At 33.3% G+C, this 26,330-nt stretch carries 33 protein-coding genes; 10 read left to right on the top strand and 23 right to left on the bottom strand.

Annotated elements, in window-relative coordinates:
* Positions 1–32: 32 nt before the first annotated feature.
* The 4 genes from Q0783_RS08700 to Q0783_RS08715 all read right to left on the bottom strand — a co-directional run bounded on the left by Q0783_RS08700 (position 33) and on the right by Q0783_RS08715 (position 3,144).
* Positions 33–518 (bottom strand): TonB-dependent receptor, encoded by a 486-nt coding sequence (locus Q0783_RS08700; RefSeq protein WP_298894501.1) that lies wholly within the window; start codon positions 516–518, stop codon positions 33–35.
* A 3-nt stretch (positions 519–521) separates the two neighbouring features.
* On the bottom strand, positions 522–1,820 hold the full coding sequence (locus tag Q0783_RS08705) for a tetratricopeptide repeat protein (RefSeq protein ID WP_298894502.1): 1,299 nt from the start codon (positions 1,818–1,820) through the stop codon (positions 522–524).
* A gap of 93 nt (positions 1,821–1,913) precedes the next feature.
* Positions 1,914–2,465, bottom strand: a complete 552-nt coding sequence (locus tag Q0783_RS08710; protein ID WP_298894503.1) for a DUF4331 family protein — start codon at positions 2,463–2,465, stop codon at positions 1,914–1,916.
* Positions 2,466–2,490: 25 nt separating this feature from the next.
* The gene (locus Q0783_RS08715; RefSeq protein ID WP_298894504.1) at positions 2,491–3,144 is read right to left on the bottom strand and encodes a DUF4331 family protein; all 654 of its coding nucleotides are present in this window, start codon (positions 3,142–3,144) and stop codon (positions 2,491–2,493) included.
* A 96-nt stretch (positions 3,145–3,240) separates the two neighbouring features.
* Between Q0783_RS08715 and Q0783_RS08720 the strand changes: the two genes are divergently transcribed.
* On the top strand, positions 3,241–4,479 hold the full coding sequence (locus Q0783_RS08720) for an LETM1-related biofilm-associated protein (protein ID WP_298894505.1): 1,239 nt from the start codon (positions 3,241–3,243) through the stop codon (positions 4,477–4,479).
* Here the strand turns inward: Q0783_RS08720 and Q0783_RS08725 are convergent, their stop codons facing one another.
* Complete coding sequence (locus Q0783_RS08725; RefSeq protein ID WP_298894506.1) at positions 4,480–6,084, bottom strand: lipocalin-like domain-containing protein; 1,605 nt, start codon at positions 6,082–6,084, stop codon at positions 4,480–4,482. It abuts the gene before it with no gap.
* A gap of 148 nt (positions 6,085–6,232) precedes the next feature.
* On the opposite strand from Q0783_RS08725, the gene Q0783_RS08730 reads away from it, so the two are divergent.
* Positions 6,233–7,255, top strand: coding sequence for a hypothetical protein (locus Q0783_RS08730; protein ID WP_298894507.1), 1,023 nt, complete (start codon positions 6,233–6,235; stop codon positions 7,253–7,255).
* 6 nt (positions 7,256–7,261) lie between these two features.
* The gene (locus tag Q0783_RS08735; RefSeq protein WP_298894508.1) at positions 7,262–7,705 is read left to right on the top strand and encodes a DnaJ domain-containing protein; all 444 of its coding nucleotides are present in this window, start codon (positions 7,262–7,264) and stop codon (positions 7,703–7,705) included.
* Here Q0783_RS08735 and Q0783_RS08740 read toward each other — a convergent pair.
* The 7 genes from Q0783_RS08740 to Q0783_RS08770 are packed head-to-tail and all read right to left on the bottom strand — an operon-like array spanning position 7,702 to position 11,919.
* Positions 7,702–8,457, bottom strand: a complete 756-nt coding sequence (locus tag Q0783_RS08740) for a LytTR family DNA-binding domain-containing protein (RefSeq protein ID WP_298894509.1) — start codon at positions 8,455–8,457, stop codon at positions 7,702–7,704. The genes Q0783_RS08735 and Q0783_RS08740 overlap by 4 nt on opposite strands.
* A gap of 54 nt (positions 8,458–8,511) precedes the next feature.
* Positions 8,512–8,841: a 2TM domain-containing protein gene (locus tag Q0783_RS08745; RefSeq protein ID WP_298894510.1), complete on the bottom strand. Its 330-nt coding sequence runs from the start codon at positions 8,839–8,841 to the stop codon at positions 8,512–8,514.
* Between the two features lie 22 nt (positions 8,842–8,863).
* Positions 8,864–9,166 carry a 2TM domain-containing protein gene (locus Q0783_RS08750; protein WP_298894511.1) on the bottom strand — a complete coding sequence of 101 codons (303 nt, stop codon included), beginning with the start codon at positions 9,164–9,166 and terminating at the stop codon, positions 8,864–8,866.
* A complete protein-coding gene (locus Q0783_RS08755; RefSeq protein ID WP_298894512.1) occupies positions 9,166–9,504 on the bottom strand; it encodes a 2TM domain-containing protein in 339 nt (112 codons plus the stop codon). Before Q0783_RS08755 ends, Q0783_RS08750 begins: the two co-directional genes overlap by 1 nt.
* Before the next feature lie 12 nt (positions 9,505–9,516).
* Positions 9,517–10,863, bottom strand: coding sequence for a 2TM domain-containing protein (locus Q0783_RS08760; protein ID WP_298894513.1), 1,347 nt, complete (start codon positions 10,861–10,863; stop codon positions 9,517–9,519).
* Positions 10,864–10,868: 5 nt separating this feature from the next.
* A complete protein-coding gene (locus tag Q0783_RS08765) occupies positions 10,869–11,492 on the bottom strand; it encodes a hypothetical protein (protein ID WP_298894514.1) in 624 nt (207 codons plus the stop codon).
* Between the two features lie 4 nt (positions 11,493–11,496).
* Positions 11,497–11,919 carry a DUF2141 domain-containing protein gene (locus Q0783_RS08770; protein WP_298894515.1) on the bottom strand — a complete coding sequence of 141 codons (423 nt, stop codon included), beginning with the start codon at positions 11,917–11,919 and terminating at the stop codon, positions 11,497–11,499.
* A gap of 190 nt (positions 11,920–12,109) precedes the next feature.
* Here Q0783_RS08770 and Q0783_RS08775 point away from each other — a divergent pair, with 190 nt between their 5' ends.
* Positions 12,110–13,906 (top strand): serine hydrolase, encoded by a 1,797-nt coding sequence (locus tag Q0783_RS08775; protein ID WP_298894516.1) that lies wholly within the window; start codon positions 12,110–12,112, stop codon positions 13,904–13,906.
* Between the two features lie 48 nt (positions 13,907–13,954).
* On the opposite strand, the gene Q0783_RS08780 is transcribed toward Q0783_RS08775, so the two are convergent.
* Both Q0783_RS08780 and Q0783_RS08785 read right to left on the bottom strand, forming a co-directional pair.
* Positions 13,955–14,383 carry a hypothetical protein gene (locus Q0783_RS08780; RefSeq protein WP_298894517.1) on the bottom strand — a complete coding sequence of 143 codons (429 nt, stop codon included), beginning with the start codon at positions 14,381–14,383 and terminating at the stop codon, positions 13,955–13,957.
* A gap of 176 nt (positions 14,384–14,559) precedes the next feature.
* Positions 14,560–14,988: a hypothetical protein gene (locus Q0783_RS08785; RefSeq protein WP_298894518.1), complete on the bottom strand. Its 429-nt coding sequence runs from the start codon at positions 14,986–14,988 to the stop codon at positions 14,560–14,562.
* Between the two features lie 122 nt (positions 14,989–15,110).
* On the opposite strand from Q0783_RS08785, the gene Q0783_RS08790 reads away from it, so the two are divergent.
* A complete protein-coding gene (locus tag Q0783_RS08790) occupies positions 15,111–15,491 on the top strand; it encodes a hypothetical protein (protein ID WP_298894519.1) in 381 nt (126 codons plus the stop codon).
* Between the two features lie 60 nt (positions 15,492–15,551).
* On the opposite strand, the gene Q0783_RS08795 is transcribed toward Q0783_RS08790, so the two are convergent.
* On the bottom strand, positions 15,552–16,484 hold the full coding sequence (locus Q0783_RS08795) for a peptidylprolyl isomerase (RefSeq protein WP_298894520.1): 933 nt from the start codon (positions 16,482–16,484) through the stop codon (positions 15,552–15,554).
* Positions 16,485–16,593: 109 nt separating this feature from the next.
* Here Q0783_RS08795 and Q0783_RS08800 point away from each other — a divergent pair, with 109 nt between their 5' ends.
* A complete protein-coding gene (locus Q0783_RS08800) occupies positions 16,594–17,046 on the top strand; it encodes a hypothetical protein (protein ID WP_298894521.1) in 453 nt (150 codons plus the stop codon).
* Positions 17,047–17,050: 4 nt separating this feature from the next.
* Here Q0783_RS08800 and Q0783_RS08805 read toward each other — a convergent pair whose 3' ends face one another.
* The 5 genes from Q0783_RS08805 to Q0783_RS08825 form a co-directional block, all read right to left on the bottom strand.
* Complete coding sequence (locus Q0783_RS08805) at positions 17,051–17,656, bottom strand: MarR family winged helix-turn-helix transcriptional regulator (RefSeq protein WP_298758751.1); 606 nt, start codon at positions 17,654–17,656, stop codon at positions 17,051–17,053.
* A gap of 49 nt (positions 17,657–17,705) precedes the next feature.
* The gene (locus Q0783_RS08810; RefSeq protein ID WP_298894522.1) at positions 17,706–17,969 is read right to left on the bottom strand and encodes a DUF2024 family protein; all 264 of its coding nucleotides are present in this window, start codon (positions 17,967–17,969) and stop codon (positions 17,706–17,708) included.
* Positions 17,969–18,691, bottom strand: coding sequence for a hypothetical protein (locus Q0783_RS08815; protein ID WP_298894523.1), 723 nt, complete (start codon positions 18,689–18,691; stop codon positions 17,969–17,971). The genes Q0783_RS08810 and Q0783_RS08815 overlap by 1 nt, the downstream gene beginning before the upstream one ends.
* Before the next feature lie 69 nt (positions 18,692–18,760).
* Positions 18,761–18,994: a thioredoxin family protein gene (locus Q0783_RS08820; protein ID WP_298894524.1), complete on the bottom strand. Its 234-nt coding sequence runs from the start codon at positions 18,992–18,994 to the stop codon at positions 18,761–18,763.
* A 119-nt stretch (positions 18,995–19,113) separates the two neighbouring features.
* Complete coding sequence (locus Q0783_RS08825; RefSeq protein ID WP_298894525.1) at positions 19,114–21,315, bottom strand: ATP-dependent DNA helicase RecQ; 2,202 nt, start codon at positions 21,313–21,315, stop codon at positions 19,114–19,116.
* 86 nt (positions 21,316–21,401) lie between these two features.
* Here Q0783_RS08825 and Q0783_RS08830 point away from each other — a divergent pair, with 86 nt between their 5' ends.
* The 4 genes from Q0783_RS08830 to lptB are packed head-to-tail and all read left to right on the top strand — an operon-like array spanning position 21,402 to position 24,336.
* The gene (locus Q0783_RS08830; RefSeq protein ID WP_298758765.1) at positions 21,402–22,367 is read left to right on the top strand and encodes a KpsF/GutQ family sugar-phosphate isomerase; all 966 of its coding nucleotides are present in this window, start codon (positions 21,402–21,404) and stop codon (positions 22,365–22,367) included.
* Positions 22,367–23,200, top strand: a complete 834-nt coding sequence (gene tatC, locus Q0783_RS08835; protein ID WP_298894526.1) for a twin-arginine translocase subunit TatC — start codon at positions 22,367–22,369, stop codon at positions 23,198–23,200. Before Q0783_RS08830 ends, tatC begins: the two co-directional genes overlap by 1 nt.
* The gene (locus tag Q0783_RS08840) at positions 23,193–23,540 is read left to right on the top strand and encodes a carboxymuconolactone decarboxylase family protein (RefSeq protein ID WP_298894527.1); all 348 of its coding nucleotides are present in this window, start codon (positions 23,193–23,195) and stop codon (positions 23,538–23,540) included. Before tatC ends, Q0783_RS08840 begins: the two co-directional genes overlap by 8 nt.
* Positions 23,541–23,592: 52 nt before the next feature.
* Positions 23,593–24,336, top strand: coding sequence for an LPS export ABC transporter ATP-binding protein (gene lptB, locus Q0783_RS08845; RefSeq protein WP_298894528.1), 744 nt, complete (start codon positions 23,593–23,595; stop codon positions 24,334–24,336).
* Between the two features lie 70 nt (positions 24,337–24,406).
* Here the strand turns inward: lptB and Q0783_RS08850 are convergent, their stop codons facing one another.
* From Q0783_RS08850 to Q0783_RS08860, 3 genes are read right to left on the bottom strand one after another with little or no spacing between them, the layout of a single operon-like run.
* Positions 24,407–24,826, bottom strand: coding sequence for a 5-fold beta-flower protein (locus Q0783_RS08850; RefSeq protein ID WP_298894529.1), 420 nt, complete (start codon positions 24,824–24,826; stop codon positions 24,407–24,409).
* A 59-nt stretch (positions 24,827–24,885) separates the two neighbouring features.
* Positions 24,886–25,482, bottom strand: coding sequence for a hypothetical protein (locus Q0783_RS08855; protein WP_298894530.1), 597 nt, complete (start codon positions 25,480–25,482; stop codon positions 24,886–24,888).
* A gap of 9 nt (positions 25,483–25,491) precedes the next feature.
* A complete protein-coding gene (locus Q0783_RS08860) occupies positions 25,492–26,325 on the bottom strand; it encodes a tellurium resistance protein TerC (RefSeq protein WP_298894531.1) in 834 nt (277 codons plus the stop codon).
* Positions 26,326–26,330: the final 5 nt, after the last annotated feature.

The raw sequence follows: 26,330 nt of genomic DNA on the forward strand, positions 1-26,330 counted from the left end.
CATCAATTAATCAATCCCAAAACAATTAATAATTAAAAGTTATAGCTAATCCCAAACGAAATCAAGGCATCCGTTTCATGAGAAAAGTAATAATTGTCTATAATCCCATTTGAAGATTCAACAATCGGGTCTATACTAAAACTATCATTATCCTGATTGAAAAGATTTTCAACAGACAAACTAAAACTAAGTCTGTTGATAGCATAGCTAATCCCAAAGTCCAGATAATAAAACCCTGTATAGTCATATCGATTATCCTCATAAGGTAGCTCCTCCTCTAACCTTGTGTTAATGGTCAGTGAAAACTTGTCTTTTGTAAAACTCAATACTTGCAAATTGTACAGGTCAGTGCCTAGTTGAAAAAGAGACACCTCTTTTGAAGTTATAGGTTCCTCAAAATTAGAGTCCACCACATCGGTCATCATGGTCTCAAAGTCTAGTGGCATTGGTCGCAACTCCTGTGAAAACACACAAAGACTTAAGCTAAATAATAAATATGTGATCCAAGTGATTTTCATCAGTTATAGCTTCATAATTTTAGACGTCATTGTTGGTCCTAATTCATAGATGCTCGCTAATAATTCCTCTTTGAGTGGCTCTAACTCTTTTCGTTTTCCAGCAGCTTTATAGATCTGGGCTACATGGTATAAAGTTTCTGGTTCGAAAGTTTTACCGATAATATGCTTTTCTACAATATCCAATGCAGCACCTAAATTTCCGTTGTTAAAATAAGACCAAGCCAACAGATCATACGATTGTGGTGTTGGTCTGTTATCAACTTCTATTTGAGCAATAGCTATTGCCTGTTCAAGGTTTATTTTTTCGTCAACATGTAGCAGCACATTGTATTTATTATACATATCTCCATAAGCTTCATCTTTCATGGCTGTTTTATACAACTCTAGTTCTGCCTCACTCATAACACCACGTCCCATATAATCTGCTATTTCAGCTTTTAGCAAATAATAATCTGGTGCTTTGTAGGATTGGCTTACGTAATTTAGTATTCGCAACGCTTCTGCTGGATTCTTTTCGTGGGAATAAACGATCCAAGCGATTCCTTTTTTTGCGTATGCATTGTTTGGATCCAGTTCTAGAGCCTTTAAAAAATATTGATAGGATTTATCAATCTCACCTGCATGACCATAAAAATCGGCTATATTGGTGTACGACCATTGTTTAAGGTATTTTAAATTAGACGACTCTGCTATTTCCATCGCTTTTTCCATGTATTTAATAGCAGCATCTAAATTGCCTTTGTGATCACTCCATTTTGATAAACGAATGAGATAATCGAAATCGTTAAGGTTTTCAAATCGTTTTAGGTATGATTGTGCTTGCTCATAATTACCTAGTTCCAAGTATACATCAAACAACATCTTTTGAGTCGTTTGAAGGTTTTCACCAAGTAACTCCGCTTTAATTAATAGCTTTAAAGCCTCTTTAAATTGGTGTTGTGAAATATAATTATAAGCAAGACCTCTTAAATAGGATGGATTTTCATAGGCTGTAATTTTGTTTACCTCAAGTAATTTATTTTCTGCCTTTTTTAAGTAGGCAACATCGCCTGTAGTCGAAAACAACTCGGCATAGGTTGATGCCAATTTCCCTAAATATGGGAATTGGTTTGGTGTTTGCTCTAGCTTTTGAGACCAGAATAGTTCGTCTTGTTTAGCGCGATCTAAGGTTAGATTTTTTGTAATAGCTAAATACGTATTATAGTCATTGGTGTCTGTGACTTTTCCTTCTGAGGTCTTTGCACAGTTAGTACATAACAATAGTGCTAGAGTCACGATTAGATAAAGATGTTTAGAATTCATTGGAATTGTGTTTTGAGTTTATAATCAGAATAGTTTTGAAAATAACTCTGAAATGAGCTTCGATGAGCCCATTTCAGAGTAAGGACTAATTCATTACCAAGGTGAAGCTAGGTAAGGAAATGATGACAGAAATGGTTTATCATTAGCATCAACATTATCGTCTGTTAATCCAGGGTTATCAGCTCCTGTTGGACCACCAAATATCAATAGTAATTCGGTTGAGATCACGTCATCTGCTAAAGTACGTCCAGTTAAAACATTCGTTCCGTCAAAAAATGTTGTCGTTCCTGTTAGAGATACAGTTAATACATCAGTCGCTAAAGCTCCCGTGAATGTGGCAGCATCAAAACCTAAAGCATTTGTTGTATAGCCTGGATTTAAACTTAAAAGCTTAGTTTCAAATTTCGATTGAAAAGCAGCGCCTTGATTCGAAGGCAAGGTTGTATTGAAAGTATTCTTATCGACCATCTCAACAAAAACCGTATTAATTGCAGGTCTTGCCATTTGATCTTGTTGAGCAAAGGTTCCAGTAAAGTTTGGCCCTGTTGGACCTGTTGGACCGTTATCATCATCATTACTACAATTGTATGCAGAAAATGATACTAGTAATGCGATTGCTACTATTTTTATATTATTGAATTTCATGTGTTTTGATTTAAGTTATTTGTAATTATTGTTTTCTTTTTGATTCTACCCATACATTCACAGAATCACCTGATCCTAGCATAGATTTAGGAAGCTCCACTACAACAGCAAGTACATTTGTGCCTTCAAAGGAATCTGATCCTGGACTGTTAAAACTCGTCGCATTTCCAGCAATGATTTCACTGTATTGAGCGAAATCGAAAAAGAATGGGTCATCACGCGGACCAGCAAAAAAGGTCATTCCATTGTTATTCTCGACAATAGCACTTCCGCCATATGCTGTGATGTCAACCTCATTACGTGTGGCTGTATCTGCCAAAATAGTACTGTTTAATCCCGATTGCGAAGGAGCTATTGGCCCAAAGAAATACATCTTACCATCTCTAGGTATGGCTTGGATCACTAAATCTTCAACGGCATCACCATCATTATCAATATTAAACTCTAGCAATACGTTTTCATCAAATGATGCACCAGCAGTACTTGCAGGACTCAGCATTCCTTGTACAGTTGTAGCTAATACTATATTATTAGTGTTTTGCCCTTGAAAAGCATAAACGTCAGCAATATCACTTGTACCGCCAATAACCGCAGGAGCGTCAATATGATCGGCTGCGATTGTAAAAAAGCCAGCAATAGTTAATACTGCAGCTCCAATTAAAATTTTTGATTTTTTCATAATAAATGAGATTTTGTTAATTGTTTATTTGTCTCTCTTCTACCTACGAAAAAATCACAAAGTGGGTTTTGTTAAAATTTTGTTAACCTAAAAAGCATGAGATTATTAAAAGAAAAAACTAACTTTACGCTATCTAAAATTGAAGAAATGAACCCATCTTCCAGTGGTTGGATTGAAAAATTTTGCTCTCAAATTTCTAAAAAGGGTATTCCTTTTGAGAACTACACTAAACTATATGCTAGTTTAAAAAACTATGGTTTTATTTATGGTGTTAATGTAAGTCTTACAGATAAAATTGAGAAGATTCATAACTATTCTGAAGATGAATTAGCTAAAGTAAATCTCATCACTGGCTTATACCATATCTATCATTTTCATAAGTCTACATTTACATCTAAAGAATTTATCAAAGACCTCCTAGGTTTTTATAAAGCCTTGGAGGTTGCTGATCTATCACTTTGGGACAAATTGGTGATAGGCAAAAGTGATCATTCAATGTTAGAGCGCCTTATTCATGATCGTATACAAATTGATGATAATATCTTAACACGGAATTTCAACAAATCAATCACCAACTCACTCTTATTTGTTGATGTACTAACCTTTGACAAATATTTATTAGAACAGATCGACCCAAAGGCCTATGCAGCTAATTTAGAGAGCATTATTGTTGGTACCTTGTATCAATCTTTAAATTCGAAAAGCAAGATTACCGATTATGACAAAGAGATTATTGATATTTTTGAATCGTCTACCTCTTTCCTTGAAGATGATGATACCGATATTGAAGACCTCATCTACGATATTGATTACAATATCAACTTCAATGAAAAAAAATATCTTATCGACCTCATGTGTTTGTCGGTTTGGGATGATGAGATCTTAGAAAAATCAGAATATCAATTTTTAAAACAATTGGCAAAACTGTTGACGATAGAGCTTTCAGAATTACAGGATTCTATTTTATGCGTCTCTAAATTTCATGATAAACATAAAAAGGAAGTCATGTTATTTTTACAGACCAATCCAATCAGTAATTTCTATGAGAATTCATCACAATTGGTAAATAAATTAATTAGACGTAATAGCAAACGTTTGGTTAAAGAGATGAAACAAAGTAAGGATTTAATGCGACTGATTACAAAATCCACACATTCAGACCTCAGTAAAGAGGAACAAAAACAGATGCAAGATCAACTTCTCGATATTTTAAAAACAGTTCCAAGCTTGGCTATTTTCATGCTTCCTGGAGGTGCTATACTATTGCCTCTATTTGCCAAACTGATTCCTAATTTGCTACCATCGGCGTTTGATGATAATCGTATCGAAGATTAATTACTGCTTGATAAATCTCAAGTTCGCCTGTCCTTCATCAGTCTTAATTATCATAAAATAAACGCCCGTTTTTAAATCTTTAGTTGAAACGCTAGTACTTTGAACATTTCCTATTTCCGAAGATAATATAATGCGTCCGCTTATGTCCACAATTGTATAATGCCCAGATTGTGCTGAAGCAAATGTTACATTAAAAACAGAGGTCGTTGGGTTTGGATAGGCTTTTATAGTATTTAGAAACGAATTGTTGGTTGATAATGTTGCCGACGATGACGATGCACTAACTACAGTATTATTTAAAACACCATCTATCGAGTAAGCTGTAATTCTAAACCACACATTATCACCTTCAGAAATACTAGGATTTTGCCATAAATATGATGGAGTGATTAGTGCTGTAGCAATAGGGTTAAAACTATTTTGATCATCTATACTATACTCTAGATCGTAAAAAATTGGACGACCATCATCTGGATTATTGAGATTCCAAGTAATTGGCATCGACGCATCATAAATTCCTGAAGATGGTGATGTAATGGTCACATCGGGATCTTCGTAATCATGAAGCAACTCTGCAAAACCAATTCCTGTAACAGACACACCATTTACGGTTCCTGTTATCGATGTGGCACCTTCAAAAAATCGAAATGGCAATTGTACTTCGGTATTATCATGCAAGGTTGTAATTATTAAATCTAAATTATTTACAGTAGAGGTCAATCTCCATTGTTTAGAGTAGCATTGTTCACCATCTGGCATACAATTGAATGCCAATCGTTCAATCTGAAAATCGTCTGTTGTGTATTGCGTGTTTTCATCGACGTAAGCAGATAAAATCTTGTATTTATCATTATCTGGAATCAATCGGTCTGGTGTAAAGATATTCCATAGATTTAAGTCCATGCCATTAGATAATTGCATACTAAACCATTCATATTTCTCACCTGTTAACGGATTAAAATTCCCATATTGTCTATCAATCCAACCTGTTCCAACCACAGTCTCTGTGGTGCCGTTAAACGTAATCGAACCTGTAATTTCATTCATGGTTTGCGAATAATAGTAAGTATAATTGCTTTGACCTTGAAGTAAATAACCATCATCACCCAGAATTAATGGACGTTTTAAAGTTTCAAATTCAATATCTAAACCAGCATTGGTTGTTGATGCAAAGAGTTCATACTCAAAAGGAATAGGTGTATTACTCATATCCTCTTTATTACGCCAAAATTCTGTCCCAGCTAAAAAGACTGAAGCTTCAATATCGAAACCAGTAGTGGATAGTGTCGTATAATTTAAAGGCTTTACATCTTGAAGGAATGTCCCAGTATCATCATCGGTGATATTTAAAATCCGGAATCCGTCAAATCCAGCTTGTGGATAATGAAAAAAAGTGTACATAAAGCTATAGCTCTTACCAGATGTTTGCCCAACAACATGTCCTGCTGAATACCACCATTCTATAGGTTCGGCTATATGACGCCCTTCATCTACTGGAAATGCAACTTGACCTGTTGGCGTGTAAGGATATATTTTCCAATCCTGAGCAAAACTAAGCGTACAGATCATGCATAAAATTGATAATAGACTGAATTTAAGTTTCATAGCTAAATTTTTGTTTCTGAAAACTATAACTTTGGAGATACAAGGACAAATATTTCTGCTAACATGTAATTTTTAGAGTTTTAAGTGTAAAAAAGAGTAACATTTTAGCACAAAAAACGTCCAACAATTGATATTAAAATGAGACGTTATGACCAAACCATCCTTTTTAAAACAAAATGCAATCGCCTTTTTAATTCCCTTCACTCTCATATTGGTATTAATACTCACTTTAAATTCGAGCGTATTTTCAACGCATCAAAATAAACTATCTGTATTTATAACTATAGATTTCCTTGTGACTATTCCATTTATCTATTTCTTATTAATTAGAAAACGTCAAATCTCAAATCTTACAATAGCACCTTTTCTCATACTTTGCGTGGTAGTAGCTTCGTATACTATTCCAACAGCAAATCAAGATACCTTAGATTTAGTTAAGACATGGTTAATCCCTATCATAGAGCTAAGTGTGTTCACTATTGTAATTTTGAAGGTTAGAAAAGCAATACGACACTACAGTTCCTTATCCAAACAACAATCTGACTTTTATAGCATTCTAAAAAAGACTTGCGCTTCAATATTTCCGCAAGGAGCAGCAAAGTTAGTTGCTAATGAGATTGCTCTTATCTATTATGGCTTTTTCAATTTCAAAAAAGTAAGATTAAAAGGCAATGAATTTTCTAATTATAAAGATTCGGGAATCTTAACCACTTTAAGTGCGTTCATTTTTGTAATTGGAATAGAAATGACAGTAGTTCATTTACTCGTTATAAGATGGAGTCCAGTTTTTGCTTGGATACTTACAGGATTAAGCTTTTACTCGGCTTTGCAACTAATTGGTATTATTAGGTCTGTGCCTAAACGTCCTCTTGTTATCAATAATGATTATCTATATTTACGATTTGGTATTTTAAGTGAAACGAAAATCCCTATTGATACTATAAAAACTATTGACTTCATCGGTTCCTCTGCTATTGACAAAAAAAATAAAGAGACGAAAACATTATCGCTGTTAGGTGAAATGGAAAATAGCAACATTATTATTCACTTAAAAACACCTCAACATTTAAATTTCCTCTACGGAAAACTAAAACCTTATACTACATTATTGCTATCTGTAGATGATAAACACGCCTTTAAAACTGAAGTAGAGCAACTGATTATAACATAAACTATCATGGAATTACAAAATTACTATCAGCTCCTTAATATTGAAAAAACAGCAGATTTAGAAACAATCAAAAAGGCCTTTCGCAAAGAGATTGCTATGTATCACCCAGACAAGAACTCATCTGAAGGTGCTAGAGCTCGTTTTGAACTCTTAGTAGAAGGTTTTAATATCTTGTCCAATAAAAAAAAGCGTGAGGCCTATGACCGTATGCTTAATACTTCGGAAACCAATAAACCTATGGTAGTTGCACCTAAAGCAGAACAGCAATATCAAGAATGGAAAGAGGAGTCCAAGAAAAAATCTAAGGATTATTGGAACACTTCACTTTCAGAATTATTATTACTCGACATTTTTTTAGAAACAGAATTACTTGGCGGTCTGTTCTCTGGCACAGAAGATCTATTAGACGGACTAGGTGATTCTTTAGGAGATATTTTCGATATATTTTAAGACAACCATTCTTTAAAATCTTTAACGCGCTCTCTAGCTACAATAACCTCTTGCTCATTAAATGTGTTCAGTTTAATCTGAAGTCTAGAGTTGGTATAACTTACCATATCATTGATTGCATTAATATTAACGTAGAACTTTCGACTAATTCTAAAAAATTTATGCGGCTCTAGTTCATCTTCTAATTGCTCGAGTGTTGTATCTAATAAATAGTTTCTTCCTTCGGAGGTATAAGCGTAAGTTCCTTTATTTTCACTATAAAAACATTCAATATCATCAATATTAACCAGTTTTAAATGCTGTCCAACTTTTACCGAAAAACGCTTTTTATATTCTCGTTCTATAGGATTGACCAATAGCTTTTTAATATCATTAAAATCTAAAGTAACCGATTGTTGTTTTGGTGCACGATTCTTATACTTTGACACCGCTTTAGCCAAGTCATCCTCATCGATGGGTTTTAATAAATAATCTATACTATTAAGTTTAAAAGCTTGCAAAGCATATTCATCATAAGCAGTAGTGAATATAACTGCCGAATTAATATCTATTGTTTCAAAGATTTCGAACGATAAGCCATCACTGAGTTGAATATCTAAAAATATAAGATCTGGATGCTCATTGTTTTGAAACCAATCTATGGATTCTTCAACAGAGTGCAGCATCGTATGAGCTTCAATTTGCAATTCTGCTAGCATACGTTGTAAACGTCTTGCCGATGGTTTTTCGTCTTCTATGATGATGATATTCATTAACCTTAAATTTATTTGATTTCTGTTTTAAACTTACTAAGTCTCTTAAAAGTTTTATTCCCAAAAAGTGGTCTCAACGTCCTCCTTTTCTTCCTTTAGAAACTTATCAATTTTTTTTTCGTCCCAACTTTTCTTAAAAAGAAGCCTACCTTTAAAAACACGCCATGCATGTATCCCGATAAACAGTGTCCATAACACTAATACTGAAACATTTAATGCGGTAATATTACTAGTATATGGTCCATCTTCAAGAATATAAAAATTATATGAAATGAGCGCGACAACTATAATATATAGCGCTAAATGCAAGTAGAATATTTTAATGCGTTCGACTTTTTCCTTCGCTTTTATGAATTGCTGTTGTTGGTCCTTTTTTAATTTCATAACTATATAATTACTCTCATCTTTAACGTTCATTTTCCATGAATTCTCTAATCTTACGTTCTTCCCATTGTACTCCAAAAATAAAGTTTGGAATAAATACTGAAGCAGCATGTATTAGAAGAAACATTCCCCAAACTGATAATGTGATAAAATTATGCCATTGAAAATAGCTTTCACCATCATCCAAATTTTTAATATTACTAAAGACAATTATGCTATTAATAATAATATAAATGATCAAATGAGTATAAAACCCTTTAAGTCGTTTTACTCTTCGCTCTGCAAATTTATAGCGTTCACGATATTTAGATGTACTTGTTTTCATTATTCCCAATGTTTATTTTCCTTATCCATCATTTCTTTAATCTTGCGTGCCTCCCAGTTCTTTCCAAATAAAAAATCTGCTCCAAAGACACCCAAGTAATGAAAGCCTAAACCGATTCCCCAAAAGAGTGCTGTAGCGAATGTTCCAAAACTGAATAGTTTTCCACCATTAACAACAATTACAATGATTATAAATAAATTGACAAGCACATAAGAGGCTAAATGCCAATAAAATCCGATAAGTGCTTTTACTTTTTTCTGTGCTCTTAAATAAGCTTCTTCTCTCTCAAAAGATCTTTGAGAATCTCCATTTCTGTATGGTTCTATATTGTTTTCCATAATTTCTAAACTTTAGTTCCAAGGTTGTTTTTCTTCCTCTTCGCGCATAAACTTTTCGATTTTACGCTTTTCCCAATTGTTTCCTAGCACACCATCATTCACATATACTTTATAAGCGTGAAATCCTAAACCTATTCCCCAACCCAACATAGGCCACCAAAACCATTGATAATGCCATGATGTATAATAATTAATAAATGCTAGAAAAGGGATAACTATACAGTAAGACAGTAAGCTGTAATAAAATTCTTTTAATTCTTCAACACGTTTACGTGCTCTTACATATCTATCGTCAAATTTTGACTTTGGTTCTATTGCTTTCATAATTGATACTTGTTTTGTAAGCATTGGTATTGCTACTGCAAAACTATTTGCTTGTTGATTGATTGATACTGTTTTATTTGATAATAAGTTATAACGTTGTTTGATATTCTCTAAACCAACGCCACTGCTCTTTTTTACTATCTGTTTTGGTTGAAGGTTATTCTCTACAACGAGCATACCATCTGTTTCAAAAATTTTAATATGCAATGGTTTACTGGTCGTTACCATATTATGCTTCACAGCATTTTCCAACAGTAATTGTAATGATAAAGGGACAACCTTGCTTTCAGGATTTGATGCATTTTCAGGAATTTCAAAAATGATACTATCTTCAAAACGCATCTTTAAGAGCGACATATACGTTCTGGCAAAATCTAGTTCTTCATCTACAGTAATTAGGTCTTTATTTTTTTGTTCTAGAACATAACGATATACTTTAGATAAAGAGGTTGTGAATTTTTGTGCATTTTTAGGATTCTCTTCAATTAAGCTTGTTAATACATTTAAACTATTAAATAAGAAATGAGGATCTAGCTGATTTTTTAAAGCATCAAACTTCGCACTTGCTGCACCAGCGATAACCTTTTGTTCTTTAATCTTGTTCTTTTGATATCTATTATAAAAGAAAATAATATGAAACACAGATACAATGGTTAGTGTGATCCAGAGCCCAAAACTATAACCTTGCCATGTCTCTCTCTCAATAAATGCATTAAAAGTATTACCATAAATAATAACTGAAATAAATACTCTTAAAAGAAATAGGACAATCAATGTGATTATTGTTGATCCAATGATTCCAACAAGAATACGCTTGATAGTATCACCTTTTTTCCAAGTACGGTTCTCCATGTAATCGAAGAATCCCATATTGCTATAACCTAATGCAAAAGAATACAATTGGTAAAATCCAAATTCAATTAAAAAGTCATTAACCGATTTAAAGTCAAACCCATCAGAAAATACATTTCCAATAACGAATACAACACATCCGATAACAAAAGTTAGAATGATATTTTTAATTGATTTTGTCATAATATTTACTCTTTACAAGATTTAACAACTTGTTCTGCGCGCTCTTTTCCCCAATTTGGGTGTAAATCACTTTCAGGTTTAAAGTTAGTAAAAAGTTCAATGGATTTTTCTATCTCAGCACAATAGGGCTTTGTATCCTGACCAAAATATTTAGCACTTCCCATTCCCCATTCGGCTTTGCCAAAAACAACTCTAGGGTTTTTTGGTGCTATTGTATATGCTTTACTATAAAGTTCTGCTATTTTCCCACCATATTTCATCCCATAGGTTCTCCCATCAAACGCAACCCAATTGGTTAAAACGTGGGCTTGCATTACCAATATTTCAGGATTATCTTTGCTTATCGACATAGCACTGTTAATATGCTCTTGTGCCTTGTCTAACTGAGCTTTCAAGACTTTCTCGTCTTTTTCCCCCCAACTTTTTAAACTGTTGATTTGGGCAATATAATAATGTGGAAGCCATTGATCTATCTCTGCGTTAGAGATGCGTTCAAACATGTTTTCGGCTTCATCGGTTTTATTGTCTTGCCAAAGCTTAAATGCTTTTTCCATTCCTTTTTCAAAATTAGTTTGAGCAGATGTAATTCCTGAAACCAATATGAGCGCGATAATGATTAATTTTTGCATAATATTATAGATTTATTGTTTGTGTTACTGATTTATTCTTTATTTTAAATTTTGCATCTTTCCATTTAGGAGGTCCCATAAATCCTTTTGCATTATTTGAACATCCATAATCTTCTTTAGGAATACCTAAAAAATTACTATCTAACTTATTATTATCATTTTCATCGTGATAAATTGAAATCGCATATATACCTTGAGGTATATTTTTAAAGGTCACTTCACAGGTATTATTATTTATAACACTCTTGGTGGATTTGAACCCATTATCTAAAAAAGAAATTTCAGAATTATACAAAGCCACATACACTTTCCCTTTGTTACTATCGAGGTTATTTATTTTGACCTTTACTTCCTGTCCTGATATGTCTTGAGCATTCAATATTTGACTAAATACAATAAAAACGATAATTTTTACTAGTGTGTTCATAATGATTTGTTTTAACTGAAATTTTCAGTGTTGATTGATGAAGCAAATATCATATAGAAGCTTTCATTAAAAAAAAGAGAATGACCGAATTGTAATTTTTAATAGACGAATTGTAAAAATTTCAAAAAAAGAGTAACTTATCTATTCACATAGCTACTAATGAAGTATCTATTTAACAAAAACCACAACAATGAAAAAATTAGCTTTACTCGTTCTCAGTCTATTTATAACATCTACAATCTCAGCTCAAGATAAACGTCTTAAAGGTGTTGAAAAAGAATTAAATAAAATCTTAGAAGCTACTAAAGCGCCTGGATTTGCTGTTGCAGTCGTTGAAGGCGAAAAAATCATCTATGCCAAAGGATTTGGTTACAGAGATTATGAGAATAAAATTCCTGCAGATGCTAATACCCTTTTTGCAATAGGTTCTTCAACTAAAGCGTTCACATCATCAATTTTAGGTTTGCTTAGAGCTGATGATAAACTATCATTTGATGACAATCCAAGAGATCATATTCCAGAATTAGAATTCTATAACGACGATATGAATAACAATATCATTATTAAGGATCTAATGCGACATAGTACTGGTTTGCCTAGACACGATGGGTCTTGGTATTATTTTCCGTCACATAGCAAGGATAGCCTTTTAATGCGAATGAAGCATCAAGAACCATTTACTGGAATTAGACAACAATGGTATTATAATAACTTTGGTTTTTTAGCCCAAGGCGTTATTGCCGAAAGAATAACTGGTAAAAGTTGGGAAGATAACATCAACGATTATTTCTTTAAACCATTAGATATGAACAGATCTAATGCGACCATAGCCGAAATGAAATCAAGCTCAAATGCCGCTTTAGGTTATGAACTTAAAAAAGGAGATGTAATTAGTAAAATGGATTACTATGATATTGCTGGCATGTCTCCTGCTGGAAGTATAAATAGTAGTGTAAATGACATGTCAAAATGGTTGATCACATGGATCAATGAAGGAAAATATAATGATAAGGAGATTATACCAGAAAGTTATATAAACGAAGCCATGAGCTCACAGATGGTTGTTGGTCCAAACACTCCTGATGAGGATTTTCCAGATATCCATTTTGCAAATTATGGTTATGGATGGTTTTTACAATCATTCAAAGGACATTATCGTGTGGAACATGGTGGAAATATTAACGGCTTTTCAGCTAATGTTGCATTTTTTCCAAGTGATAGCTTAGGGATTGTTGTATTAGCAAATCAAAATGGGTCTGCCGTTCCTTCTTTGGTAAGAAATACAATTTCAGATCGTATGTTAAACGAAGAGCGTTCTGATTGGGTTGGTCGTTATATAGAGCAACAGGAGAAAAACAAAAAGGCGCAAGCCGAGGCAAAGGAAGATTCGGAAACATCTAATGTAAAAAATACTAAGCCATCACATATTAATTTAGATTATACTGGTAGCTATTCTGACAAAGGTTATGGAGCATTTGAAATTGTGGTAGAAAATGACTCGTTGTTTACTAAGGTTAATTCAGACAAACTATATCTACATCATTACCATTATGATACATTTGAACTTATTGATATTATTGATGGAAAGATAGATACCACAGAATACGGACAATCATTAAAAATCACTTTTAATACTAATGATGCTGGTGATATTTCTGGGGCTAAATTAAAAATTGAACCTACTGTAGACGCCATAGTATTTAAACGCACTCCAAATACGATTGATGTAGATTCTAAAACATTAGAATTATATACAGGTGAGTATGATATTTCGGGAACAGGATTTAAAGTGTATATAAAAGATGAAGCGCTTTATTTATTCATCAAAGGGCAACCTGAATATGAATTGGTCCCAACTGCAAAACATAAATTCTCATTTAAAACATTGGAAGGATTTAAAATTGAATTTATCGAATCTGATGATGGTAAAATAAATGAGCTAAAAGCTATACAACCTAACGGAACGTTTACTGCTAAACGCAAATAATTACCAAACGTCTTAATTAAAAAAGCACTCTTTTAAAAGAGTGCTTTTTTAATTTTCAACTTCTGCTAATGCCCTATCCGTTGCCCATTGAATAGCAGCTTCTAAGCTATTAAAACGTTTTATTTTTTTATGAAAAAACAAGTTTTCTATAACTGTATTTAATACACTTCCTTGAGTATAACCAACAACACCATAGCCTTTTAAACCGTAACTATGTTTGAAAAACTTGAGCCAGTCATTTGGTTTTACAGCATACGAATATATACGATGAGAAATATAGACAACATCATTTCCGTCTGTATCTAGGAAAGAGGTCACATCTTCTACAATTTGCTTAGCATGATAATCCCAAGTAAAGGTAATACCTTGCTTAATTTCTGAAATAACATACCCATCAAAAACAAAAACATTACCGTAATCGTAATTAAATTCTTTTAGAATGTTGTTATATAAAGTGGAATCTTTAATGCTAGTCATTTGGTCAAAATAAAACTATTTATTGAAATAATTGACTTCAAAATCACATATTATTATGAAAAATCAAGTTTAAAAATCTCTAGATTTCTTTACAGTATTGAGAACCAAATAATTAGTAAAAGTCACATATAATAAGTAAAAATAGTAATGGAATTTTATAAGACAACTTATCCAAATTAATCTTCAAATTCTGCTAAAACTTTATCTGTTGCCCATTGAATAGCAGTCTCTAAATTGGAAAAACGTTTTATCTTTTTGTGAAAAAATAAATTTTCAATAACAGCGTTCAAGATACTACCTTGAGTATATCCAACAATACCATATCCTTTGAGTGTATAACTGTGTTTAAAAAACTTAAGCCAATCACTCGGCATTATAGAATAGGAATGAATACGATGAGAGATATAGATAAAATCTGAACCATCATTTCCTGTAAATTGAGCAATATCCTCAGACATTCTAATCATATGCTCATCCCAACCGATTGTGAGCCCCTCTTTCATTTCAGAAAGTATAAAACCATCAAACACGAAAATATCTCCAAAATCGTAATTGAATTCTTTTAAAACCTTATTATAAAAGGGGGTTTGTTTTACACTAATCATATACTGAATTTAACATTTTCAAGGCAAAAAAGCTAGTATTAATAGGAATTACTGCATTAAAATTTCTAATTTATAATAACAGATTAACTCATCCGTTCTATTGTAAACCATACCAACAACGAATGAAAAAATTACTTTTAGGTATTGCACTAATTGGGTTATTGATGCTAATTCTCTATGGAAGCTTACATGCTTTTGGAAGATATATTTATAACACACAATCCTGTGAACGTTTTAACATCGATAATATCGAATTAAGGACTGGTATTAATATTCCAGATATAACTTCAACAGAATGTACGTGTGAAAACAATAAAAAGATTTCAAAATTTACAATTGATACAGATAAAGTAGACTTAGATCATTATATTTCTAAAAATAAGTTGACGTTGGTTAATGAACTTTACATCAAAGAAAATGACACTAAAAACTCAACTTATAAAGTCACTTTTAATAAGAATACAGCAGAGTTAATTGTAGATTTAATCTATAAAAACAATTAGACTTAAATAGAAAAAAGCACCAAGATTCTGATGCTTTTTTATTTATATGTGGTATTAAGACTATTTTACATCCATTAATTCTACATCAAAAACTAATGTTGCATTTGGCGGAATCACACCTCCTGCTCCTGCAGATCCATAACCTAGATCGCTTGGAATAACTAAACGTGCTTTATCGCCTACATTAAGTAAACAAATCCCTTCATCCCAACCTGGAATAACCTGACCTACACCCACTTGAAAATCTAACGGTGCATTTCTTTTGTATGACGAATCAAATACAGTTCCGTCTGCTAATTGTCCTTTGTAGTGTACAGATACCATTTTACCTGCCTCGGCAGCTTTTCCACTTCCTTTTTGAATGATTTGGTAACGCAATCCGCTTTTCGTTTCTTCAAAACCAGCCGCTAATTTATCTAACTCAGCTTTTGCAGCTTCACGTTCTGCCTCAACTCTTTTTTCTCTAGCACCTTCAAACACTCTAAACGCTTCAATAGCATTAAAACTTTCAGCATCTGCTCCTACTTTCACAATTTCCAAAGTATCAATTTGATCACCTTGAGCAATAGCATCAACAACATCTTGACCTTCAATTACTTTTCCAAAGACTGTATGATTATTATCCAACCAAGGTGTCTCAACATGTGTGATAAAAAACTGACTTCCATTTGTTCCTGGTCCAGCATTGGCCATAGATAGTACTCCTGGTCCATCATGTTTTAGATCTGGATGAAACTCATCATCAAACTTATAGCCTGGATTTCCAGTTCCAGTACCTTGAGGGCAACCACCTTGAATCATAAAATCTGGAATCACTCTGTGAAATTTTAAGCCATCATAATAAGGAGTGCCTTGAGGCTTCACTGCATTTTCTAAATTTCCTTCAGCTAAAGCCACAAAGTTACCTACTGTACCTGGTGTTTTTTGATATTCTAAAGCGACTAAAATTTCGCCTTTTGTTGTATTAAATTTTGCGTATAAACCGTCTTGCATCGTGTTTTATTTAAATTGAGGTGCAAAGATAACAAACTCTATTAGAAGTGAGAAGCAAGATTTGGAATTTGAATGCTATAAGATTAGTTTTGTCAAAAACAACAATACTATGAGCTTCTTCACTAAATTGAAATCTGCCCTCGGAAATTCTAAACCATCAGAAACTAAAGCTGTTTTAGATACAGTTGAGGCTATTACTAATGACATCGAGCATGACCCTTATGCCATTTCTGATAAAAACGTTTTATATGCTGGATTAAACGAACTTGGCGGTTATTATTTCTTTCAAACGGTTATTGTTGGGAATTTTCATGTCAAAACAAAAGTAGGAGGGCAATTGATTATGATAGGTAAAAACTTTGAGCTAAAGTTAGAATCTGACTCGGTCGAATTTGAGTCTGACCCTACTGATGTAAAAGGACGTAGTATTACTAAAATTGATTTTCAAATTGAAGAAGAAGATGCAGCAAAAATTACCAATTCAAAACTGAATGAATTAGTCTTGACCTGTAAAAAGCACGAGATTACATTTTCAGTAATTAACGACAACAAAGAGAACTAATAAATTACTTTTCTTCAAACTCAGGACAATCGAGCCTAATATCTTTACTCAACAGTTCTTTCTCGAGTAATCTGCAATAATCTGATGTTTCATTTTTTTGATAAAATTGACATCCAAAGCAAGTCCGTTGCACAGTCAATACACCTGTTCTATTGAGTTTATAGATAAGCTCACTAATCGTTTCAAATAGGCTTTCTAATTCTGGTTGATTAAAATGATCTAGTTGAGACTTAAGAGGGTTTGCAAAATCATGTATTTCTGAAATCATCGTCTTTCCTGTAGCAGATAATTGAATTGTATAGCGACGACTATCTGAAGACGAGTAGTCTTTAATGATTAAGCCTTTTTTATCCAAAATCTTAATGGCATCACTAACTGTTGGCTTGGTCACGTTAAATTCTTTTGCCAGATGACTCACATTACACAGCTGTTCTTTATGAAAAGCAATAAAAACAAGAATTTGAATTTGAATTGGACTTAAACCCACAACTTTTGATTTCTCCCAAAGTAATATTTTAAATACTTCGGAGATACGCTCAAGACCTGTAACAATTTTACTTGACAAGTCCTTTTGCTGTTGATCTGGATTAAAAATACTATTGTTTTTCATAAAAAAGTCCCGCTTTAATTGCGGGACAAAGTTAGTCATCCTAATTAAATTAATCGCAATGTTCCATTTCTATAATAAAATAACCATTATTTAGAATGTCTTGCTCGATTTCTTGTGTTGCCTGCTCCATATGACATAAACGACACTCTTTTGCAGATAACACCTTGTTATTAATAGATTTACGCTTTAAATATTCATTTCCGAAGTTAAACACAGTAACCTCATCGGTAACCTCACTTGGCACCAGAATATCAAAATGCATTATCCGTCCGTCATCACGCTTTACATAGGTATCCCAAACTGAAACTCTCATTATTTCTTCACTTTATAAGGTAATGATAAATCTCCACTAGCAACACTAAACACATCATATACGCCTAGCATTGGTAGATTGTCATTACTCGTATTCACTTTCATAAAAGCAGTAACACCATCATAATTAAAATCAACTTGATTATTAATTCTATAATCTGGTACAACAACTTTAATTGTATTACCATTTGCTGTTACAGGATAGCCAGGAGAATCCATATACATAGGCATTCCAGGATTAGTTGGTGGTAAAACAACGGTTTTATCTGCTTTTTTAAATTGCTTAACTGAAATTCCGCCAGCCACTCTTTTGTCTTCATGTAAAACAACCCAATGCGGATGCCAAACAATACCATCATTATCATAGTTTCTATCGCTATTTTCATCCCATAAAGGTGTATCATCAAAATCGGGATGTGAGGTTAAAGCTAGCGCTACTATTCCATTGGTTTGATTAAAACCAACATCAGTAGGTTTTAAAGACGTAGGAAATACATAACCTAATACTGGAGCGCCATCTAATTGTCCTACTTTTATTGGAGTCGTATGCGCTGCCTTACCTTTTACTGCTATTTCCCAAACGGTTAGGCCTAAATCTGCTTTATGGGTTACTGTGACCTCTTTTATACTGAAGTCATCATTATTATATAGATGGTCTTGTGCACAAGACCATGTTGTACTTAAAATAAATACTGTTGTTATTAATACAATTATTGTTTTCATTTTGTTGTTGATTTAGAATAGTTAGGACTTCATTTAAATTAGGAGTCCTAACTATATAAATTAAAAAAATTAGCCTTTAACGTCTGCCATTGACGCTCCAAAATTGATATGTAATGTATTTCCGTTTGGAGTTACTAAAGCAGGAACAGATATTACGCCAGCGTTTTCAGCTTCTGAAATTCTAGATCGATCTTCGCCTATATTAACGATCTCAACGTTGTCTTTACCTACTAGATTAACAATGTCATGTTCTGCGCTTACACAAACTGAACAGCCTGCGTGGTAAAAAATTGATTTACTCATGTGATATATTTTTAGTTATGCATTATTGCGTAACAAATATAGTTAGGATTCCTAACTATAAAAAATATTTAACATTTATTTTTAAAATATACTCTAGTATTTAATAACTGATTTAAATTCTAGTTAGCGACTTCACTAATAAATTTGATGCGATAAAGTCGTAGTTCTTCATCATCATAATCACCATCAAATTCTTCAATGGCCTCTGAAATTTTATCCGTTTCAGATTCCATGAAATAGTCGTGAATTTCTTCTTGCTGATCCTCATCTAAAATATCATCTAACCAGTAGTCGATATTAAGTTTTGTACCAGAGAATACAATAGCTTCCATTTCTTTTATAAAATCAGGCATAGACATTCCTTTTGAAGATGCGATGTCTGTTAACGGTAATTTTCGATCTACATTTTGAATAATATATAGTTTGATAGCAGAGTTAGAACCTGTACTTTTTACAACAAAATCATCTGGTCTATCAATATCATTATCCTCTACATATTGAGCAATGAGAGCAACAAAATCTTTTCCATACTTTTTTGTCTTTCCATCACCAACACCATGCACATTACTCAATTCTTCTAATGTAATCGGATATTTTAGTGCCATATCTTCTAAAGAAGGGTCTTGAAAAATCACAAAAGGCGGAACTCCAAGACGTTTAGCATTTCGCTTCCGCAAATCTTTAAGCATTTTCATAAGAGCTTCATCTGCTACAGCTCCACCACCTTTAGCTGCCGTAACAATACCATCGTCACTACCTTCATCAAAGACATGGTCTTCGGACATCATAAATGATTCTGGTGATTTTAAGAATACTTTACCTGCATCTGGTAATCGTAAAACACCATAAGTTTCAATATCTTTTTTAAGGAATCCTACAACTAAAACCTGACGAATTAATGCCATCCAATAGCGTTTATCTTTATCTTTTCCTATTCCGAAGAACGGTTGCATATCTGTTTTATGAGAAGTAATCAAGGCATTGGTTTGGCCAATTAAAACTTGTACTAAATCTTTAGATTTGTATTTTTCATTTGTTTTGTCAACAGTTTGCAATAAAGTCACAACATGATCCATGGCCTCATGTTGTTTTTTAGGGTTGCGCACATTATCGTCCATATCACCACCTTCACCTGTAGCGTTGTCAAATTCTTCTCCAAAATAATGCAAAATGAATTTTCGTCTCGACACAGAACTTTCAGCAAAAGCGACAACTTCCTGTAATAAAGCATGACCAATTTCTTGCTCAGCAACAGGTTTACCAGACATAAACTTCTCTAATTTCTCAATATCTTTGTAGGCATAGTATGCCAAACAATGACCTTCTCCTCCATCTCGCCCAGCACGTCCTGTTTCTTGATAATAGCTTTCAATACTTTTAGGAATATCATGATGAATAACGAAACGCACATCTGGTTTATCAATTCCCATCCCAAAAGCTATGGTAGCAACCACAACATCACAATCTTCCATAAGGAACATATCTTGATGTTTAACACGTGTTTTTGGATCTAATCCTGCATGATATGGCACTGCTTTTATACCGTTAACTTGCAAGACTTGTGCTAATTCTTCAACACGTTTACGACTTAAACAATAAACAATACCTGATTTACCTTCATTTTTCTTTACGAAACGAATAATATCAGCATCTACGTTTTTGGTTTTTGGACGTATCTCGTAGTATAAATTAGGTCTATTAAAAGAGGCTTTGAAGGTTTTGGCATTTTGAATATCTAAACTCTTCAATATATCCTCTTGTACTTTAGGTGTTGCCGTAGCAGTTAGACCTATAATTGGGATGTTGTCTCCAATACGTTTAATGATGTGTCGCAGATTTCTATACTCTGGTCTAAAATCGTGTCCCCATTCACTAATACAATGAGCCTCATCTACAGCCATAAATGAAATGGTTACCGATCTCAAAAATTCTACATGTTCTTCTTTAGTTAAAGATTCTGGTGCGACATACAGTAGTTTTGTTACTCCATTAGTAATGTCTTCTTTTACGCGTTTAACTTCTGTTTTATTTAGTGAAGAATTTAAAACATGAGCAACGCCCTCTTCATTTGAAACACCTCTAATCGCATCTACTTGATTTTTCATTAGGGCAATTAATGGTGATACAATAATTGCTGTTCCCTCTTTTATCAATGCAGGAAGTTGATAACACAATGATTTACCACCTCCTGTAGGCATTATAACGAATACATCCTCACCAGCAACAACACTTTTAATAACACTTTCCTGAAGGCCTTTAAATTTTGTAAATCCGAAGTATTGTTTGAGTGCAGAATGTATATCAATTTCTTTTATACTCATTAATCCCTATTAGTATTTTTGATACATTTGCATAAACCTAAAGATAACAATTTCTTTAAACCCATCAAACTCAAAAAAAATTAATTTTGAACAGTATACAATCTATCCTAGAAACCGCTAGAAAGACCATAGATTTAGAGCGTGATGCCATTGCCAATTTAAGTCATTTATTAACCGACGATTTTGCTAATGCAGTTAGCTTAATATACAATTCTAAAGGTCGTGTTATCATTACAGGAATTGGTAAAAGTGCAATCATCGCTAATAAAATTGTGGCCACACTTAATTCTACTGGAACACCATCAGTTTTTATGCACGCAGCCGATGCCATTCATGGTGATCTTGGATTGATCTTAGAGGATGATGTTGTGATTTGTATTTCTAAAAGTGGAAATACACCTGAGATAAAAGTGTTAGTACCATTAATTAAAAATGCTAAAAATAAAATGATTGCTATTACTGGTAATGATTCATCGTTTTTAGCTCAGCAAGCCGATTTTATTCTCAATGCTTATGTTGAGCAAGAGGCTTGTCCGAACAATTTAGCACCTACCACGAGTACAACTGCGCAATTGGTCATTGGAGATGCTTTAGCCGTTTGCTTATTAGAATTACGTGGTTTTTCAAGCAAAGATTTTGCCAAATATCATCCTGGTGGTGCTCTTGGAAAACGCTTGTATCTTAGAGTAAGTGATTTATCATCAGTTAATCAAAAACCAAAAGTGGAACTCCATACTATTGCTAGAGATGTTATCGTTGAAATTTCAGAAAAAATGCTTGGCGTTACTGCTGTAGTTGACAATAATAAGATTGCAGGAATTATAACCGATGGTGATTTGAGACGAATGCTTACTAAAAGTGATGAATTCCTTCACTTAACGGCTAAGGATATCATGAGCAGTAGCCCAAAAAGAATTGATGAAGATGCCATGGCTGTTGATGCTATGGAACTTATGGAAACTCATGGTATCTCTCAACTACTAGTTGAAAAAAACGGTGAATATGCTGGTGTCATTCACTTACATGATCTAATAAAAGAAGGTATTATATAATGGCAAAAAAGAATTCCGAAGAAAAGGAAATGTCTTTTCTAGATCATCTTGAAGATTTAAGGTGGCATTTAATACGTATTACAGTGGCTATACTAATTTGTGCCACAGTAGCATTCATATTTAGTGATTTTATTTTTGAAGACATTATATTTGCTCCTAAACGCATGAGCTTTCCAACCTATCAATGGTTGTGTGACATATCGACAATGGTTGGGATAGAAGACACTACGTTCTGCGCGGCTGAATTTCCTTTTAAAATTCAAAACCCTAGTGTATCTGGGCAGTTTTCGGCGGCCATATGGACCTCAATTTTTGCAGGTTTTATTTTAGCTTTTCCTTACATTATCTATCAATTTTGGAAGTTTATCAGTCCTGGTTTACATGCAAGTGAACGTAAACATTCGAGAGGGTTTATTTTAGCGTCGTCATTTTTATTCTTTTTAGGTGTATTATTTGGATATTATGTTGTGACGCCACTTACTATAAATTTCTTAGGAAACTTTATAGTAAGCACAGAAGTATCTAATGAATTTGACTTGAGCTCTTTTATTTCGACTGTTAGATCATCATCAATAGCTGCGGGCTTCATCTTTGAACTTCCAATTGTAGTTTTCTTTTTGACTAAAATTGGGCTAGTTACTCCAAAGATTATGAGAAAGTATAGAAAATTTGCACTCGTACTTGTTTTAATCTTAGCTGCAATCATAACACCCCCCGATGTAACAAGCCAAGTTATTGTGGCTATTCCAATATTAATTTTATATCAAGTAAGTATTTACATTTCTAAAGTTGTTGTAAAAAATCAAAATAAAAAACAAAAAGCTAATGTCTGATCCAGTTTCTGAATTTAACGCGTATCGTTCTAAGATGAACGACGCCATTCTCGCCGATAATAACAAAATTATCAAGCGTATATTTAACCTAGACACTAATGCCTTTGCCGAAGGTGTACTTGATAAAAAAACTAAAGAACTTTTGGGGCTGGTAGCGTCTACAGTATTGCGTTGTGATGATTGCATCAAATATCATTTGGAATCTAGCTACAAAACTGGTCTAAATAAAGAGGAGGTTGTCGAAGCCTTAAGTATTGCCACTTTGGTAGGAGGAACAATTGTTATCCCACATTTACGCAAAGCCTATGAATATTGGGATGCCTTAGAGTCTCAGAGTTAAACTTTTAATAAATTAAAAAGCGAGTCATTTTGAATTTGCTATTTTAGCGTTTATGAAGACATTAAAAGCCAAAAATCTAATGAAGTCCTATAGTGGACGAAAAGTTGTAAAAGACGTTTCTCTTGAAGTAAAGCAAGGTGAAATTGTTGGATTGCTAGGTCCGAATGGAGCCGGTAAAACCACTTCTTTCTATATGATCGTTGGTTTAATAAAACCTAATGGCGGAACTATTTTTTTAGAAGGTACAGACATTACCAATTACCCAATGTACAAGCGTGCTCAAAACGGTATTGGGTATCTTGCACAAGAAGCTTCAGTATTTAGAAAATTGAGTATTGAGGATAATATCTTGAGTGTACTTCAAATGACCAAATTGAGTAAGAAAGAGCAAGAAAGGAAAATGGAATCCTTGATTGATGAATTCAGTTTAGGTCATATTAGAAAAAACAGAGGCGACCTTTTATCTGGTGGTGAGCGTCGTCGTACCGAAATCGCACGTGCACTTGCCACAGATCCAGATTTTATTCTTTTGGATGAACCTTTTGCTGGGGTTGATCCAGTTGCAGTTGAAGACATTCAACGTATTGTTGCACAGCTTAAAAAGAAAAATATTGGAATTTTAATTACAGATCATAATGTACAAGAAACGTTGGCCATTACCGATAGAACTTATTTGATGTTTGAAGGAAGTATTCTCAAAGCTGGAGTTCCAGAAGAGTTGGCTAGTGATGAAATGGTACGTAAAGTGTATTTAGGTCAAAACTTCGAACTGCGCAAAAAGAAGCTAGAATTCTAAACATTATTTAATTATCACATGTCATTAAAACTCGTTTCTGTTTTAACGAACTCACACGCTTTTTTATAATTCAATTCTGTTGGTTAAAATTGAAAAAGAAGAATGTGATAGCAACCCATTCTTTTTTGATTCCTTTAGCATAACCAATAGTTGAATAACTATTGTCTTGCACAGTTCCATTATCTTTTATGTAACCGATGGTTGAATAACTACTATTTTGAACCGTTCCATCTTTTTTTATGTAGCCTAGTGTAGAGTAGCTATTATCTTGGACGGTTCCATTATCTTTTATATAACCAATAGTTGAATAACTACTGTTTTGGATGGTCCCGTTATCTTTTATATAACCAATGGTTGAATAACTACTATTTTGGATAGTACCATCTTTTTTTATATAGCCAATAGTACTATAGCTACTTGATTGAAGCGTTTGAGCTTTAACAAAGCTCACAACAAACAATAACACCAAAACAATTAATAATCTTTTCATAATCCATTTAGTTTTCAACCACTATAGACATCAATAAAACAGATGCATTTCTTATAATGTTATCCTCTACGTCTTTCTAATAAGACCATCATCATAAAGCCTAGGATGATACGTTCATCATCGTCATTGTCTATAGGCTTAAGCTTTGATAGTTTGAATTTTCTTCCGAAGAAAGACGCTTGTTTTTTTAATTGACACACGGCTTGCCCCTTTAAATCGCTTACTGTATAACTAGGATTGAACAAGTAGCCTGTAAATCCACCAATTAGCGGTATCTGACCTAAAACGCCATCTAACACCTTCACCCAAGCGTTATCTTCTCTAATATGATATTGTAACTTCTGGTGCTGATCTATAAGCTCATAATGTGCTTTCCAAATGGAAGCCCAACCTTTTCTAGCGATTTTACCTATTTCCTTTCCTTGAGCATCTTTCATACTATATGCTGCGGAAAAATCGATCCATTTATCGGCTTTGATATTATGTGTAAGATTACTCTTGTTCTCATTATTATAGATATTGATGTCTTCTTTAAGTTTGAACATTTTTTGTCTTACATAGGCAATAGTTCTACCTGAAGCATCTGTTGCTGTAAAATCATTAGAAATTGTGGTCACATTAAATGTGAAATTAATGGGGAATTGTAAGTCTTTCATATGTATGATTTATGCGTCTTCTTTATTGGTTTTAGAATGCGATTCAATATGTTGTTGTTCTGCTATTAATCTTTTTTGGTAGCGACCTTGTACAATGTCTGTAACCACCAAAATAGCAATAACAAAATAGAATGTTGTTTTGCTCATTGGAACAATCTCATTTCCGAAGATCTTTAAATGTGCTAAGTGACCTCCTTCGGTAACTAACATAATACCAACAATAAATAAGATAAATAAACCTAGTACTTCATACATTCTATTTTTTGCTAAAAATGCCGAAATCTTGTCTGCTAATAACAGCATTAAAAGGCCACTCACAACAATAGCTATAGCCATTACAATAAAAGCTGTTGTTGAATTTTCTATTTCGTTAGTTAAGCCAATGGCTGCTAAAATAGAATCAAAAGAGAATACTAAATTCATAATAACTATACTCGTGATTGCAGCGTTTGCCGATTTTCTACTTTTCGAATCTTCTCCTACGCCATCGTGCAAATCTGCTTTACCTATCATATGCCAAATTTCTTTTATAGCTGTATAAATAATAAAACCACCTCCTGCTAAAACGATCAAACTATGACCATTAAATGCAAAATCGAGTACGTTTTCTATTTTTCCTGTCATAAATGAAAATGGCTCTTGAAAAAATTCTATTATAGATACCAAAACAAATAACAAAACAATTCTAAGAACGATAGCAATTAGTATCCCTACTTTTCTAACTCGTTTTTGATCAGATATTGGTGCTTTTTTAGATTCTAATGAAATGTAAAGTAGATTATCAAATCCTAAAACAGCTTGCAGCATAACAAGCATTAATAGCGTGAAAATAATTTCTAACATGAGTA

Origin of the sequence: uncultured Psychroserpens sp. (assembly GCF_947500255.1) — a bacterium.
Taxonomy (GTDB): Bacteria; Bacteroidota; Bacteroidia; order Flavobacteriales; family Flavobacteriaceae; genus Psychroserpens.

What these genes read in the sequence shown, in the direction of transcription:
- Q0783_RS08840 (WP_298894527.1), top strand. Translation starts at nt 23,193, where the DNA reads ATGTCTGATCCAGTTTCTGAATTTAACGCGTATCGTTCTAAGATGAAC.
- Q0783_RS08740 (WP_298894509.1), bottom strand. Translation starts at nt 8,457, where the DNA reads ATGAATATCATCATCATAGAAGACGAAAAACCATCGGCAAGACGTTTA.
- Q0783_RS08855 (WP_298894530.1), bottom strand. Translation starts at nt 25,482, where the DNA reads ATGAAAGACTTACAATTCCCCATTAATTTCACATTTAATGTGACCACA.
- Q0783_RS08710 (WP_298894503.1), bottom strand. Translation starts at nt 2,465, where the DNA reads ATGAAATTCAATAATATAAAAATAGTAGCAATCGCATTACTAGTATCA.
- Q0783_RS08750 (WP_298894511.1), bottom strand. Translation starts at nt 9,166, where the DNA reads ATGAAAACAAGTACATCTAAATATCGTGAACGCTATAAATTTGCAGAG.
- Q0783_RS08850 (WP_298894529.1), bottom strand. Translation starts at nt 24,826, where the DNA reads ATGAAAAGATTATTAATTGTTTTGGTGTTATTGTTTGTTGTGAGCTTT.
- Q0783_RS08815 (WP_298894523.1), bottom strand. Translation starts at nt 18,691, where the DNA reads ATGAAAACAATAATTGTATTAATAACAACAGTATTTATTTTAAGTACA.
- Q0783_RS08820 (WP_298894524.1), bottom strand. Translation starts at nt 18,994, where the DNA reads ATGAGTAAATCAATTTTTTACCACGCAGGCTGTTCAGTTTGTGTAAGC.
- tatC (WP_298894526.1), top strand. Translation starts at nt 22,367, where the DNA reads ATGGCAAAAAAGAATTCCGAAGAAAAGGAAATGTCTTTTCTAGATCAT.
- Q0783_RS08795 (WP_298894520.1), bottom strand. Translation starts at nt 16,484, where the DNA reads ATGCAAGACGGTTTATACGCAAAATTTAATACAACAAAAGGCGAAATT.
- Q0783_RS08810 (WP_298894522.1), bottom strand. Translation starts at nt 17,969, where the DNA reads ATGAGAGTTTCAGTTTGGGATACCTATGTAAAGCGTGATGACGGACGG.
- Q0783_RS08735 (WP_298894508.1), top strand. Translation starts at nt 7,262, where the DNA reads ATGGAATTACAAAATTACTATCAGCTCCTTAATATTGAAAAAACAGCA.
- Q0783_RS08860 (WP_298894531.1), bottom strand. Translation starts at nt 26,325, where the DNA reads ATGTTAGAAATTATTTTCACGCTATTAATGCTTGTTATGCTGCAAGCT.
- Q0783_RS08825 (WP_298894525.1), bottom strand. Translation starts at nt 21,315, where the DNA reads ATGAGTATAAAAGAAATTGATATACATTCTGCACTCAAACAATACTTC.
- Q0783_RS08745 (WP_298894510.1), bottom strand. Translation starts at nt 8,841, where the DNA reads ATGAAATTAAAAAAGGACCAACAACAGCAATTCATAAAAGCGAAGGAA.
- Q0783_RS08725 (WP_298894506.1), bottom strand. Translation starts at nt 6,084, where the DNA reads ATGAAACTTAAATTCAGTCTATTATCAATTTTATGCATGATCTGTACG.
- Q0783_RS08785 (WP_298894518.1), bottom strand. Translation starts at nt 14,988, where the DNA reads ATGATTAGTGTAAAACAAACCCCCTTTTATAATAAGGTTTTAAAAGAA.
- Q0783_RS08720 (WP_298894505.1), top strand. Translation starts at nt 3,241, where the DNA reads ATGAGATTATTAAAAGAAAAAACTAACTTTACGCTATCTAAAATTGAA.
- Q0783_RS08700 (WP_298894501.1), bottom strand. Translation starts at nt 518, where the DNA reads ATGAAAATCACTTGGATCACATATTTATTATTTAGCTTAAGTCTTTGT.
- Q0783_RS08715 (WP_298894504.1), bottom strand. Translation starts at nt 3,144, where the DNA reads ATGAAAAAATCAAAAATTTTAATTGGAGCTGCAGTATTAACTATTGCT.
- Q0783_RS08765 (WP_298894514.1), bottom strand. Translation starts at nt 11,492, where the DNA reads ATGCAAAAATTAATCATTATCGCGCTCATATTGGTTTCAGGAATTACA.
- Q0783_RS08805 (WP_298758751.1), bottom strand. Translation starts at nt 17,656, where the DNA reads ATGAAAAACAATAGTATTTTTAATCCAGATCAACAGCAAAAGGACTTG.
- Q0783_RS08790 (WP_298894519.1), top strand. Translation starts at nt 15,111, where the DNA reads ATGAAAAAATTACTTTTAGGTATTGCACTAATTGGGTTATTGATGCTA.
- Q0783_RS08730 (WP_298894507.1), top strand. Translation starts at nt 6,233, where the DNA reads ATGACCAAACCATCCTTTTTAAAACAAAATGCAATCGCCTTTTTAATT.
- Q0783_RS08775 (WP_298894516.1), top strand. Translation starts at nt 12,110, where the DNA reads ATGAAAAAATTAGCTTTACTCGTTCTCAGTCTATTTATAACATCTACA.
- Q0783_RS08755 (WP_298894512.1), bottom strand. Translation starts at nt 9,504, where the DNA reads ATGGAAAACAATATAGAACCATACAGAAATGGAGATTCTCAAAGATCT.
- Q0783_RS08770 (WP_298894515.1), bottom strand. Translation starts at nt 11,919, where the DNA reads ATGAACACACTAGTAAAAATTATCGTTTTTATTGTATTTAGTCAAATA.
- Q0783_RS08800 (WP_298894521.1), top strand. Translation starts at nt 16,594, where the DNA reads ATGAGCTTCTTCACTAAATTGAAATCTGCCCTCGGAAATTCTAAACCA.
- lptB (WP_298894528.1), top strand. Translation starts at nt 23,593, where the DNA reads ATGAAGACATTAAAAGCCAAAAATCTAATGAAGTCCTATAGTGGACGA.
- Q0783_RS08760 (WP_298894513.1), bottom strand. Translation starts at nt 10,863, where the DNA reads ATGACAAAATCAATTAAAAATATCATTCTAACTTTTGTTATCGGATGT.
- Q0783_RS08705 (WP_298894502.1), bottom strand. Translation starts at nt 1,820, where the DNA reads ATGAATTCTAAACATCTTTATCTAATCGTGACTCTAGCACTATTGTTA.
- Q0783_RS08780 (WP_298894517.1), bottom strand. Translation starts at nt 14,383, where the DNA reads ATGACTAGCATTAAAGATTCCACTTTATATAACAACATTCTAAAAGAA.